Origin of the sequence: Aeromonas sp. SER, assembly GCF_038739615.1 — a bacterium.
In the GTDB taxonomy this organism is placed as follows: Bacteria; Pseudomonadota; Gammaproteobacteria; order Enterobacterales; family Aeromonadaceae; genus Aeromonas; species Aeromonas jandaei.
This window is the reverse complement of the sequence record NZ_JBCGFC010000006.1, coordinates 102532-116301: the sequence shown is the minus strand read 5'-3', so window position 1 is coordinate 116301 and position 13770 is coordinate 102532. Positions and strand designations below refer to the sequence as shown.

Genomic DNA, 13770 nt, shown 5'->3' with positions numbered 1-13770 from the left:
CATGGTCATCATCATCGGATTGGGTAAAACCGGACTCTCCTGCGTCGACTACTTCCTCGGCCGTGGCGTCACGCCGCTGGTGATGGATACCCGTGCCAACCCGCCCGGCAAGGATCAGCTGCCGCCAGAAGTGGAGCTTATCCACGGGCTGGATGAAGAGCTGCTCAAGCAGGCACACATGATCGTAGCGAGCCCGGGCATTGCCTTGGCGACCCCCGAATTGAAAGCGGCTGCCGAGCGTGGTGTGCAGATAATCGGGGATATCGAGCTGTTTGTGCGCGAGACCCAGACGCCGGTCATCGCCATCACCGGCTCCAACGGCAAGAGTACAGTGACCACGCTGGTGGGCGAGATGATTGCCGAAGCCGGACTCAATGTCGGTGTGGGTGGCAACATAGGGACGCCGGCGCTCGATCTGCTCAAGCAGCCGATGGATCTCTGCGTGCTGGAGCTCTCCAGCTTCCAGCTGGAGACCACCTATAGCCTGCGTGCTGCCGCCTCCGTGGTGCTCAACCTCTCCGAAGATCATATGGATCGCTATCAGGGCATGGCCGATTACCGCGCAGCCAAGATGGAGATCCATCAGAACTCCAAACATATTCTGGTCAACCGTGACGATGCCCAGACCCTGCCTGATGTGGGTCAGGTGTGGCAGAGCTTTGGTCTCGACTGCAATGGTTACGGCCGCTGCCTGCTGGATGGTCGTTACTGGCTGACCCTGCACGGCGAGCCCCTGATCGCGGTGGACGAGATGAAGATCGTCGGCGCCCACAATCAGGCCAACGCCCTTGCCGCCATGGCGCTGTGCGATGCGGTTGGCATTCCCCGCGCGGCGCAACTCATCGTGCTGCGCCGTTTTGAAGGTCTGCCGCACCGTGCCCGCTTCGTGCGAGAGGTGAACGGAGTGCGCTGGATCAACGACTCCAAGGCGACCAACGTGGGGGCGACTCTGGCTGCCGTGGCCGGTGTGCGCGAGTCGGTCAGGGGTCGTCTGCTGCTGCTGGCCGGTGGTCAGGGCAAGGGGCAGGATTTTGGCCCCATTCAAGCGCTGCTGGGCAACCAGATCGATCATATGTACTGCTTCGGCCAAGATGCCGAGGTGCTGCTGGCACTGGGTGAGCAGACCGAACGGGTTGCCGACCTTGCTGCCGCCGTTGCCAAGGCGGCTACCGATGCCAGGCCCGGAGACTGGGTGCTGCTGGCACCAGCCTGTGCCAGCCTGGATCAGTTCAAGTCGTTCGAGGTGCGCGGCGATCGCTTCACCGAGATGGTGATGGCGCTATGAACGCCCTTCGCGCAGCTGCAGGTCTTTTCCAGCGCTGGTTGTTACCGGCGCGTCCGGCCGGTCTCTATGATCGGCAGCTGGTCGTGCTGGCGCTTGCGCTGATGGCGCTCGGGGTGGTGATCGTGGCATCCGCCTCGATCCCCGAGGGGATCTCTCTGGGTGACGATCCCTTCATGTTCGTGAAACGTCACGCCATGTTTCTGGTGATGGCGCTCGGCATCTCCTGGTTCGTGCTGCAGGTGCCGATGGCGCGTTGGCAGGAGCACAATGGTCCCATGCTGCTGCTGGCCATTCTGATGCTGGTGCTGGTGCTGCTGGTGGGGCGTAACGTCAACGGTGCGGTGCGCTGGTTGCCGCTTGGCCCGTTCAACTTGCAGCCTGCTGAATTCGGCAAGCTGGCGCTCTTTGTCTATCTGGCCGGTTATCTGGTGCGGCGCCAGAACGAGGTGCGTGAAGCCTGGATTGGCTTCCTGAAACCGCTGGCGGTATTCGGGGTGCTGGCCGTTCTGTTGCTGCTGCAGCCTGACCTGGGTTCCACCGTGGTGATGTTCGTGACCTCGTTCGGCATGCTGTTTCTGGCGGGGGCCCGACTCGGCCAGTTCCTGACCCTGATCGGTGCCGGGGTCGGTGCCGTGGTGATGCTGATCATCGTAGAGCCTTACCGGATGCGGCGGGTTACCTCCTTTATGGATCCCTGGGCTGATCCGTTTGGCAGCGGCTACCAGTTGACTCAGTCGCTGATGGCGTTTGGCCGCGGCAGCTGGTTTGGCGAAGGGCTGGGCAACTCCATCCAGAAGATGGAGTACCTGCCGGAAGCGCATACCGACTTCGTCTTTGCGATCCTCGGTGAAGAGCTCGGCTATGCCGGTGTGCTGGGTGCCCTGTTCCTGATCTTCGCACTGGCGGTCAAGGCGTTGAAGCTGGGCCACAAGGCTCTTGCTGCCGATCGCCTCTATGACGGTTATCTGGCCATCGGTATCGGGATCTGGTTCAGTTTCCAGACCTTCGTTAACGTTGGCGCGGCCAGCGGCATGATGCCGACCAAAGGGTTGACCTTGCCGCTCGTGAGTTACGGTGGCTCCAGTCTCATCATCATGACGGTGGCAGTGAGCATGTTGATTCGAATCGATTTTGAGTTGCGTCAGGCGACAGCCCAGGCGCGGGTGCGGGAGGTTTAGTGAGCAAGACGCTGTTGGTGATGGCAGGTGGTACCGGGGGACATGTCTTCCCGGGTCTGGCCGTAGCCGATCGATTGAAGGAGCAGGGCTGGACTATCCACTGGCTGGGCACTGCCGACCGGATGGAAGCCGAGCTGGTGCCTGCCCATGGCTATCCCATCTCCTTTATCGATATTCAGGGGGTGCGTGGCAACGGCATCAAGCGGCTGCTGGCGGCGCCTTATCGCATCGTGAAATCCGTGCTGCAGGCGCGTCAGGTGCTCAAAACCATTCGCCCGGATGTAGTGCTCGGCATGGGCGGCTTTGCCTCCGGCCCGGGTGGTGTTGCGGCTTGGCTGTCCGGCATCCCGTTGCTGCTGCACGAACAGAATGCCGCTGCCGGTATGACCAACAAGCTGCTGGCGCGTATCGCCAAGCGGGTGTTAATGGCATTCCCGGGGGCGTTTGCGCCGAGCCGCCGCACTGCCGTGGTGGGTAACCCGGTTCGCCCCGAAGTGGTCGCACTGCCGGATCCGCAACTGCGAAGCAGCAGTGAGCCGTTGCATCTGCTGATCGTGGGCGGCAGTCTGGGGGCTCGCGTGCTCAACGAGCAGGTGCCCGCAGCGGTCGCTGCGGCTGGTGTGCCTATCGAGGTGCGTCACCAGTGTGGCAAGGGCAATGGCGACACTGTCAGCGCGGCCTATGCCCAGCACGGTATCAATGCCGAGGTAAGCGAATTTATCAAGGATATGGCGGGAGCCTATGCCTGGGCCGACCTCGTGGTCTGCCGGGCGGGAGCCCTGACCGTCTCCGAGGTGGCTGCTGCCGGTGTGGCCGCCATCTTTGTGCCGCTGCCCCATGCAGTGGATGATCACCAGACCCGCAACGCCTTGACCCTGGTCGATGGCGGTGCGGCTGAGTTCCTGCCCCAGTCCGAGTTGACCACTGCCTCGCTGGCTGCGCGTCTCTCCTGGCTCGCCGGGCGCAGGGAGACGCTGTTTAACATGGCCAAGGCCGCCCGTCGCGTCGCTATTACCGATGCGGCAGAGCGGGTAGCTGACGAGTGCAAACGACTCGCCGCAGGGCAGACAAATAAAGAGTAAGGATGAGATTGCACTGGCCACGCCGTGCAGATTCACTCCTTTGTTGATTGATGCCGTTGAAATGAGGCCGCTTGAGAGCAAACGGCTTGCGGCAGACTAAAGAGATGATTATGACCAAGGTTGAACTGGCAAAACTGCGTACTGTGATCCCCGAAATGCGCCGCGTGCGTCGCATCCATTTTATCGGTATCGGTGGTGCCGGTATGGGCGGGATCGCCGAAGTGCTTGCCAACGAAGGGTATCAGGTAACGGGTTCTGATCTGGCTCGCAATGCGGTGACCGAGCGGCTTGAGGCTCTGGGTGCCCATATCTTTACTGGCCACAGCGCCGAGCATGTCAACGGCGCCAGCGTGGTGGTGGTTTCTACTGCCATCAAGCAGGACAACCCGGAGCTGCTGGCTGCCCGCGAACTGCGGATCCCGGTAGTGCGCCGTGCCGAGATGCTGGCCGAGCTGATGCGTTTCCGTCACGGTATCGCCATCGCCGGTACCCACGGCAAGACCACCACCACCAGTCTGGTGGCGAGCATCTATGCCGAAGCCGACCGCGATCCGACCTTCGTTATCGGTGGCCTGCTCAACAGCGCTGGCACCAATGCCCGTCTGGGCAGCAGCCGTTATCTGATTGCCGAGGCGGATGAGAGCGATGCCTCCTTCCTGCATCTGCAGCCGATGGTCTCTATCGTGACTAACATCGAAGCCGATCACATGGACACCTACGGCGGTGATTTCTCCAAGCTGAAGGCCACCTTTATCGAGTTTCTGCACAACCTGCCTTTCTACGGTCTGGCGGTAGTCTGCATCGATGATCCGGTGATCCGTGGCATGTTGCCCGAGATTGCCCGCCCGACCCTGACTTACGGTCTCTCTGACGATGCGGATGTGCAGGTGCTGGAATTTGTCCAGACCACCAACCACAGCTGCTTCCGGGTGCGCCGCAAAGATGCGGGTGAGCTGCAGGTCACCCTCAACTTGCCGGGGATCCACAACGCCTTGAACGCTGCCGCGGCGATTGCTGTCGCGACGGAAGACGGGGTTAGCGACGATGCCATCATCCGTGCGCTGGCCAAGTTTGAAGGGGTAGGCCGCCGCTTCCAGCAGTATGGCGAGTTCGAAACCGGTCGCGGTAAGGCCATGCTGGTGGACGATTATGGTCACCATCCGAGCGAAGTGAAGGTGACCATCAATGCTGCTCGTGCCGGCTGGCCGGAGAAGCGTCTGGTCATGGTGTTCCAGCCGCATCGCTACACCCGCACTCGCGACCTTTACGAAGACTTCGCTGACGTGCTCTCCAAGGTAGACGTGCTGGTAATGCTGGAGGTTTATGCAGCCGGCGAGGATCCGATCCCGGGGGCAGATGGTCGTGCGCTGTGCCGCTCCATCCGTTCGCGCGGCAATCTGGAACCCATCTTTGTGGCTACGCCCGATGACGTGCCGGCCGTGCTGGCCGACCTGGTTGGCGAAGGGGATCTGGTGCTGACTCAGGGGGCGGGGAACGTCGGAGCACTGGCCCGTCGTCTCGGCGAGATGAAATTGAGCATAGATAGCATGAAATCTGGTGCCTGAGGGCCCAATGAGTATTTTGACCGCCAAGCCGGGGCCTATATAATGGCGAACCGGTCTGTCAAAAGGCCGGTTTAGCGCGTTACACGGGGATCGAGCGGGTGGAGGCAAGGGCACAGGGGCGCACCAAGGGCGGCTTCATCGCAGGCGTGATGTTTTTCCTGCTGGTGATATGGGGCTGCTACCGGACTGCGCTGGATGTTAAAGGTTGGCTGACGGATGCCAACCGGTTGCCCATGAGCGAGCTGTTGCTGCAGGGGCAACACCAGTATCTGGAAACCGAAGAGCTGCGACTGGCCGTGCTGGATGGCGCAGAGTCACGCAACTTCTTCGAGTTGGATGTTAACGAATTGCAGGCACGGCTTAATGCCTTGCCATGGGTAGCCTCGGTATCGGTACGCAAGAAGTGGCCGAACAAGATCAAGGTCTACCTGACAGAACAGGACGTGGCGGCTCGCTGGAACGGCAACCGCTTCGTCAACACCAAGGGCAAGGTGTTCAGTGCACCGGATCGGGTCAAGACACCGCTGTTGCAGCTGTCAGGGCCGGATGACCAGGCCGCCATGGTGTTGAAAGAGAGTCGGCAGTATGAAGCGCAACTGGCTGCCAAGGGATACAAGTTGCTGGGGGTGAATCTGACCCCCCGCCATGCCTGGGAACTGACCCTGGATGGCAATATCAAGCTGTTTCTGGGGCGCAACGACATAGCGCTCCGGTTGCAGCGGTTTATCGATGCCTTCCCGGCTATCGAACCTCGAGCGCAGGTTGCGTACGTGGATCTTCGATACGATACCGGAGTGGCAGTTGGCTGGAAGAAGAGCGAAGAGAAAGTGCATGACCAACACCGCAGATAGGAATTTGATTGTCGGACTGGATATCGGCACAACCAAAGTGGCGGTTCTGGTCGGTGAAGTATTGCCGGACGGTGAACTGAACGTCATCGGTATGGGCAGTCACGCTTCCCGCGGGATGGAGAAGGGCGGGGTCAACGACCTCGACTCCGTGGTCAAGTCACTGCGCCGTGCGGTGGAAGAGGCCGAGATGATGGCGGATTGCCAGATCAGCTCGGTTTACCTCGGCTTGTCCGGCAAGCATATCGACTGCCGCAACGAGACTGGCATGGTACCCATCTCCGACGAAGAGGTGACTCAGGAAGACGTGGACAACGTGATCCACACGGCCAAGTCGGTTCGCCTCTCGGATGAACTGCGGGTGTTGCACGTGCTGCCGCAGGAGTTTGCCATCGACTATCAGGAAGGGATCAAGAATCCGGTCGGTCTCTCCGGTGTACGGATGGCGGCCAAGGTGCATCTCATCACCTGCCATAACGACATGGCTCGCAACATCGAGAAGTGTGTCGAGAAAGTGGGTCTGCGAGTCGATCAGCTGATCTTCTCCGCGCTGGCCTCCAGCTACGCGGTGTTGACCGAAGACGAGAAAGAGCTGGGTGTCTGCGTGGTGGACATCGGTGGTGGCACCATGGACATGTCGCTGTTTACCGGCGGTGCCCTGCGCCACACCAAGGTGATCCCTTACGCTGGCAGCACTGTGACCAGCGATATCGCCTACGCCTTCGGCACGCCGCCGCTCGACGCAGAAGCGATCAAGGTACGCTACGGCTGTGCCCTCGGTCGCCTGGTCAGCAAGGAAGACAATATTGAAGTGCCCAGTGTCGGCGGTCGTCCGGCGCGCAGCCTGCAGCGGCAGACACTGGCTGAAGTAATCGAGCCCCGCTACACCGAGTTGCTCTCCATGGTGAATGATGAGCTGGTGCGGGTACAAAGCGAATTGAAAGCGCAGGGGGTCAAGCATCAGCTGGCAGCCGGTGTGGTCTTGACCGGCGGCGCTGCCCAGATCGAAGGCATTGTGGAGTGTGCAGAGCAGATCTTCCAGAGCCAGGTTCGGGTAGGGGAGCCCATGAATATTCGTGGCTTGAGTGATTATGTGCAGGCGCCGGTGTACTCGACTGCGGTCGGGTTGCTGCAGTACGGCCGTACACATCAGGCAACAGGTAGCAACAAAGAATATGCCGCCAAGGCAAGCGTCGGTGGTCTGGTCAAACGGGTCAGCAACTGGCTGCGTGGCGAGTTTTAAGAATTTTGCTGAGTCAGGCAAATAAAGCGGAGAGACAACATGTTTGAATTTATGGATAGCCACACTGACGAAGCCGTCATTAAAGTGATCGGTGTAGGTGGCGGCGGCGGCAACGCTGTCGAACACATGGTTCGTCAAAACATCGAAGGTGTCGAGTTCATTACCGTCAACACCGACGCCCAGGCACTGCGTAACTCCAGTGCCAACACCACTCTGCAGATCGGCGGTGGCATCACCAAAGGTCTGGGTGCTGGCGCCAACCCGGAAGTGGGTCGTGATGCGGCCATGGAAGATCGCGAAGCGCTGCGTGAGCTGCTGACCGGCTCCGACATGGTGTTCATCGCTGCCGGTATGGGCGGTGGTACCGGTACCGGTGCTGCGCCGATCGTGGCCGAAGTGGCCCGCGAGATGGGCATCCTGACCGTTGCTGTGGTGACCAAGCCGTTCTCCTTCGAAGGGAAGAAGCGGATGGGCTTTGCTGCGCACGGTATCGAAGAGCTCTCCAAGAACGTCGACTCCCTGATCACCATCCCCAACGACAAGTTGCTGAAGGTGCTGGGTCGTGGCATCTCCCTGCTGGACGCCTTCAAGGCGGCCAACGATGTGCTGCTTGGCGCGGTACAGGGCATTGCCGAGCTGATCACCCGTCCGGGCCTGATCAACGTCGACTTCGCTGACGTGCGTACCGTTATGCGCGAAATGGGTACCGCCATGATGGGTACCGGTTCCGCTTCCGGTGATGACCGTGCCGAAGAAGCTGCCGAGAAGGCTATCTCCAGCCCGCTGCTGGAAGACGTGGATCTGGCCGGTGCCCGCGGCATCCTGGTCAACATCACTGCCGGCATGGACATGACCATCGAAGAGTTCGAAACCGTCGGTAACGCGGTCAAGGCTTTCGCTTCCGAGAACGCCACTGTAGTAGTGGGTACCGTAATCGATCCGGAAATGCACGACGAACTGCGTGTGACCGTGGTTGCTACCGGTATCGGTGCCGAACGCAAGCCGGACATCACTCTGGTCAAGAGCAGCCAGGTGCAAGAGCGCCCGGTACGTCAGCCGCTGGTTAGCGACATGATGCAGGGCCGCGTGATGGACGAAGCCCCGGCCAAGGTGGTTAACGCCGAGCCGCAAGCCCGTCGTGAACCGGATTATCTGGATATTCCGGCGTTCCTGCGCAAGCAGGCAGACTAAGTCTCTTATGAGGCGTGTTTGTCTGTTGCTTAAGGAATGTGCTAAGATGGCCTGCCAACGACCATCTGGTCCGGATTTTAAGCTGTTTAGGGTACACCCATGATTAGACAAAGAACCTTGAAAACGAGTGTTCAGGCGACTGGCGTCGGCCTGCATTCGGGCCGGAAAGTCACCATGACATTCCGTCCGGCTCCTGTGAATACAGGGATCGTTTACTTGCGTACCGACCTGAATCCTGTGGTGGAGCTGCCAGCCAATGCCGATCAGGTGCGTGATACCGTGCTCTGTACCGCTCTGGTCAACGAAGCCGGCGTGCGTGTCTCTACCATTGAGCACCTCTCCGCCGCGTTGGCCGGGATGGGGATCGACAACCTCTACGTCGAGGTTGACGCGCCCGAGATCCCGGTAATGGACGGCAGTGCGCATCCCTTTATCTACCTGCTGCAGGAAGTCGGGATCCGTGAGCAAAATGCTGCCAAGCAGTTTGTGCGGATCAAGAAGAGCATCCGGGTTGAAGATGGCGACAAGTGGGCAGAATTCCACCCCTATCGCAACGGCTTCAAAATGGATCTCGAGATCGATTTCCAGCATCCGGTCTTTGAAGGGCGCAACCAGCGTTGTGTACTGGATTTCTCCGGTGCCTCCTTCGTGAAAGAGATCAGCCGCGCCCGTACTTTCGGGTTCATGCGTGATATCGAGTACCTGCGTTCCCAGAATCTGGCGCTGGGCGGAAGCCTGGAAAACGCCGTGGTGCTGGATGACTACCGGGTACTGAACGAAGATGGTCTGCGTTACGAGGACGAGTTTGTCAAGCACAAGATGCTGGACGCAATCGGTGACCTCTATATGTGCAACCGCAGCATTATCGGTGAGTTCCGCGCTTACAAGACAGGGCATGCCCTGAACAACAAACTGCTGCGTGCCCTGCTGGCCGAGCAGGAGGCTTGGGAACTGGTGACCTTCGAGGGTGAGGGCGACAAAGCGCCTATCGCTTACTACGATAACGGTCTGGTTCTGGCCTGATAGCTGTGCAACGGAACGTCGGTCCCCTCTCCGCACCGACGTTCCGTCATTTGTTTACTCCATCCTTTAATACCGACTATCTCCCGGTTTTATTTCCCGTGCAGGCCCATGGCCTCACCTGACCGAGCAGACTGATTTCTATGAGCATTACCCTGATCCTCCACGGCAAGCAGCGACGCAGGTTGCACTTACCAAAACAACGTCTGGCATGGGTCGGCGGTATTGTTTTCTCCCTGTTGGCCCTTGGTGGCGGCTGGCTCTGGCAGAGCTGGCAGCAGAAGATGGATGCACTTGAAGTGGCGCTGGCCATGGCCGAACAGCGTTCCGTAGACCAGAGCGGCGATGAGGCTCGCGAGCAACTGGCGATGCTGGCAGCCCAGGTGGGCACCATGCAGGGCCAGCTTGGCCGCCTGAATGCTCTTGGTGAACGGCTGACCGAGCAGGCCGATCTCGATCCCGAAGAGTTCAATTTCAAAGAGCTGCCCCCGATGGGCGGCCCCTCTTACGATGAAGATCTGGAAGTGAGCCTCAACGAGCTGCAAGCCTCCATGAAACATCTCAGCCAACAGCTCAGCAGTCGCGAAGAGCAGCTGTCGGTACTTGAATCTTTCATCATGAATCACCATATCACCGATGCCGGTTTTATTTCCGGCACGCCGGTCAAGCAGGAGCGAGTCTGGGTCTCGTCCGGCTTTGGCGGACGGGTCGATCCGTTCAACGGGCGTGCCAAGATGCACAAAGGGGTGGATTACCGTGGCAAACCCGGGACCCCCATTCTGGCCACAGGGCCCGGCATTGTCAGCTGGGCCGGCCGTCATCCGGAATTTGGCAACATGGTGGAGATTAATCACGGCAATGGTCTGGTCACCCGCTATGCCCACAACTCCAAGTTGCTGGTCGAGGTGGGCACCCTGGTTGATCAGGGGCAGAAGATTGCCTTGATGGGACGCACCGGTCGCGCGACCGGGGTCCATTTGCATTACGAAGTGTTGAAAGATGGTCGTCAGGTAAACCCCGCACGCTTTCTCAGTGCCAGCCGGGGTTAGGTTTTTTCTTCAGGTTCCAGTGACGGAACGCTTTATATAACCAGAAATAGTTGGTACCCATGATTAGCACACTGCTCACCAAGATTATCGGCAGCCGGAACGACAGAACGCTCAAGGCTTTGCGCAAAATTGTAAAACAGATCAATGCCATGGAGCCGCAGTTCGAGGCTCTCTCGGATGCCGAGCTGCAGGCCAAGACGGCCGAGTACCGTCAGCGTCTGGAGCAGGGCGAGACCCTGGAGCAGCTGCTGCCGGAAGCGTTCGCCACTGTGCGCGAAGCCTCCAAGCGGGTATTTGGCATGCGTCACTTTGACGTGCAGCTGATCGGCGGCATGGTGCTGAACTCCAACCGCATCGCTGAAATGAAGACAGGTGAGGGTAAGACCCTGACCGCGACTCTGCCGGCTTACCTGAATGCCCTGAGTGGCCGCGGCGTCCACGTCGTGACCGTGAACGACTATCTGGCCAAGCGTGACGCCGAGGCAAACCGCCCGCTGTTCTCCTTCCTCGGCATGACCGTGGCGTGCAACGTGCCGGGCATGGATGCGTCCCAGAAGCGTGATGCCTATGCGGCCGACATCACATACGGTACCAACAACGAATTCGGTTTCGACTACCTGCGCGACAACATGGCGTTCTCGCCCGAGCAGCGTGTCCAGCGTCCGCTCAACTACGCGCTGGTGGATGAGGTGGACTCGGTGCTCATCGACGAAGCCCGTACCCCGCTCATCATCTCCGGCCCGGCAGAAGACAGCTCCGAGCTCTATATTCGCGTCAACAAGCTGATCCCGCTGCTGGTCAAGCAGGACAAGGAAGATACCGAGGAGTACACCGGCGACGGTCACTACACGGTAGACGAGAAGAACCGTCAGGCGCTGCTGACCGAAAACGGCCAGATCTTCGTGGAAGAGCTGCTCAAGAAAGAGGGGCTGCTGGACGAGAACGACTCCCTGTTCTCCGCCACCAACATCAGCCTGTTGCACCACGTCAACGCTGGTCTGCGCGCCCATACCCTGTTTGAGCGCAACGTCGACTACATCGTGCAGAAGGACGAGATCGTCATCGTCGACGAGCATACCGGCCGTACCATGCCGGGTCGTCGCTGGTCCGATGGTCTGCATCAGGCGGTCGAGGCGAAGGAAGGGGTCAAGATCCAGAACGAGAACCAGACTCTGGCTTCCATCACCTTCCAGAACTACTTCCGTCTCTACAACAAACTGGCCGGTATGACCGGTACTGCGGATACCGAAGCCTTTGAATTCCAGCAGATTTATGGCCTGGACACCGTGGTTATCCCGACCAACAAGCCGATGGTGCGCAAAGACATGGGCGATCTGGTCTACCTGACCGCCAACGAGAAGTATGCCGCCATCGTCAAGGACATCCGCGAGTGCGTGGAGCGTGGCCAGCCAGTACTGGTAGGTACCGTTTCCATCGAGAACTCCGAACTGCTCTCCGGCATTCTCAACAAGGAAAAGATCCCGCACCAGGTGCTGAACGCCAAGTTCCACGCCATGGAAGCGGAGATCGTCGCCCAGGCTGGCCAGACTGGCGCGGTCACCATCGCCACCAACATGGCGGGTCGTGGTACCGACATAGTGCTGGGCGGTAACTGGCAGGCGGAGATCGCCAAGCTGGAGAATCCGACAGAGGCACAGGTTGCCGAGCTCAAAGCGGCATGGCAGGTGCGTCACGATGCGGTGCTGGCTGCCGGCGGTCTGCACATCATCGGTACCGAACGCCACGAATCCCGTCGTATCGACAACCAGCTGCGCGGCCGTTCCGGTCGTCAGGGTGACCCGGGCTCCTCCCGTTTCTACCTCTCTATGGAAGATACCCTGATGCGGATCTTCGCCTCCGATCGCGTGACCGGCATGATGAAGAAGCTGGGCATGGAAGAGGGGGAGGCCATCGAGCACCCGTGGGTGACCAAGGCGATTGAAAACGCCCAGCGCAAGGTGGAAGGTCGTAACTTCGACATCCGCAAGAGCCTGCTGGAGTTTGATGACGTTGCCAACGACCAGCGCAAGGTGGTTTACGAGCAGCGCAACGAGTTGCTGGATACCAACGATATCTCCGAGACCATTCACGTTATCCGCGATGACGTTTATGGCGCCATCATCGATGAGTACATTCCGCCCCAGTCTCTGGAGGAGATGTGGGATGTACCGGGTCTGGAAGCTCGCCTGAAGTCCGACTTCGCCCTCGATCTGCCGTTGCAACAGTGGCTGGCGGAAGATGACAAGCTGTATGAAGAGAAGCTGCGCGAGCGCATTCTGGACGAAGCCACCAAGCTCTATGCCCACAAGGAGGAGCTGGTTGGCAAAGAGGTGCTGCGCAACTTCGAGAAAGCGGTGATGCTGCAGACTCTGGATGGCCTCTGGAAAGAGCACTTGGCTGCCATGGATCACCTGCGTCAGGGCATCCATCTGCGCGGCTACGCCCAGAAGAACCCCAAGCAGGAGTACAAGCGCGAATCCTTCGATCTGTTCACCCAGATGCTGGAAACTCTCAAGCGCGATGTGGTCAGCATCCTGAGCCGGGTTCAGGTGCAGGAGCGCGATGTGGAAGCGATGGAAGAGCAGCAGCGCCAGCAGGCCGAGTCTGCCCCCCGTACCTACACCCACGCGGCTGCCGAGAACCAGCTGGCGGACGAAGAGGAAAGTGCTGCCGAGGGTCACACCACCTTCGTGCGTGACGAGCAGAAGATCGGCCGCAACGATCCCTGCCCGTGCGGCTCTGGCAAGAAGTACAAGCATTGCCACGGTCAGTTGACCTGATCGACCCGATGCCATAAAAGGCGGGCCCAGTGCCCGCCTTGTTATTGGTGGCAACAAGCGAACAGAGGTAATTGATGGAACAGAAAAAACGGATCTGGGTGGCGGTTGGCGTCATCGAGAATGAGCAAGGCGATATCTTCATTGCCAAGCGCTCTTCCGACCGTCATCAGGGCGATCGCTGGGAGTTTCCCGGTGGCAAGGTGGAGTCCGGTGAGGATCTGCTGACCGCGCTGGATCGGGAGCTGTGGGAAGAGATCGGGATCCGGGTGCAGGATTGTGCTCCCTTCATGGAGCTGCATCACGACTACCCGGAGAAGCAGGTACTGCTCGACATCTGGAAAGTGACCCGTTTCAGCGGTGAACCCTTTGGCAAAGAGGGTCAGGAGTGTTTATGGGTGCCGGTCGCCGAACTGCACAACTACCACTTCCCCGATGCCAACGGTCCGATTGTGGCGCGCCTGCAGGCGGCTAAAGCGTAACCTGCCGTTATCCAGTTATGAAAAAAGGGCCGCATGGCCCTTTTTATTTG

Annotated in this window: 11 protein-coding genes; all 11 read left to right on the top strand. The window is 59.6% G+C overall.

Translation table 11 applies throughout. The features are described from left to right. Position 1: 1 nt before the first annotated feature. Positions 2–1285, top strand: coding sequence for a UDP-N-acetylmuramoyl-L-alanine--D-glutamate ligase (gene murD / locus AAHA41_RS11075; protein ID WP_323068637.1), 1284 nt, complete (start codon positions 2–4; stop codon positions 1283–1285). Next, a complete protein-coding gene (ftsW, locus tag AAHA41_RS11070; RefSeq protein WP_041210684.1) occupies positions 1282–2463 on the top strand; it encodes a cell division protein FtsW in 1182 nt (393 codons plus the stop codon). Before murD ends, ftsW begins: the two co-directional genes overlap by 4 nt. Further along, on the top strand, positions 2463–3545 hold the full coding sequence (gene murG / locus AAHA41_RS11065) for an undecaprenyldiphospho-muramoylpentapeptide beta-N-acetylglucosaminyltransferase (protein ID WP_323068635.1): 1083 nt from the start codon (positions 2463–2465) through the stop codon (positions 3543–3545). The genes ftsW and murG overlap by 1 nt, the downstream gene beginning before the upstream one ends. 110 nt (positions 3546–3655) lie before the next feature. After that, on the top strand, positions 3656–5110 hold the full coding sequence (murC, locus tag AAHA41_RS11060) for a UDP-N-acetylmuramate--L-alanine ligase (protein ID WP_043851604.1): 1455 nt from the start codon (positions 3656–3658) through the stop codon (positions 5108–5110). Positions 5111–5208: 98 nt separating this feature from the next. Beyond that, positions 5209–5961 (top strand): cell division protein FtsQ/DivIB, encoded by a 753-nt coding sequence (locus AAHA41_RS11055; RefSeq protein WP_033115385.1) that lies wholly within the window; start codon positions 5209–5211, stop codon positions 5959–5961. Further along, positions 5942–7201, top strand: a complete 1260-nt coding sequence (gene ftsA, locus AAHA41_RS11050; protein ID WP_005336148.1) for a cell division protein FtsA — start codon at positions 5942–5944, stop codon at positions 7199–7201. The genes AAHA41_RS11055 and ftsA overlap by 20 nt, the downstream gene beginning before the upstream one ends. Positions 7202–7240: 39 nt before the next feature. Continuing rightward, positions 7241–8392, top strand: coding sequence for a cell division protein FtsZ (gene ftsZ, locus AAHA41_RS11045; protein ID WP_005336147.1), 1152 nt, complete (start codon positions 7241–7243; stop codon positions 8390–8392). Positions 8393–8491: 99 nt separating this feature from the next. Further along, a complete protein-coding gene (gene lpxC, locus AAHA41_RS11040; protein WP_005336146.1) occupies positions 8492–9415 on the top strand; it encodes a UDP-3-O-acyl-N-acetylglucosamine deacetylase in 924 nt (307 codons plus the stop codon). 140 nt (positions 9416–9555) lie between these two features. Beyond that, positions 9556–10461: a M23 family metallopeptidase gene (locus tag AAHA41_RS11035; RefSeq protein ID WP_033115384.1), complete on the top strand. Its 906-nt coding sequence runs from the start codon at positions 9556–9558 to the stop codon at positions 10459–10461. A gap of 59 nt (positions 10462–10520) precedes the next feature. Further along, positions 10521–13241 carry a preprotein translocase subunit SecA gene (gene secA / locus AAHA41_RS11030; RefSeq protein WP_071913397.1) on the top strand — a complete coding sequence of 907 codons (2721 nt, stop codon included), beginning with the start codon at positions 10521–10523 and terminating at the stop codon, positions 13239–13241. Between the two features lie 74 nt (positions 13242–13315). After that, on the top strand, positions 13316–13720 hold the full coding sequence (mutT, locus tag AAHA41_RS11025; RefSeq protein WP_323068632.1) for an 8-oxo-dGTP diphosphatase MutT: 405 nt from the start codon (positions 13316–13318) through the stop codon (positions 13718–13720). Positions 13721–13770 lie beyond the last annotated feature (50 nt).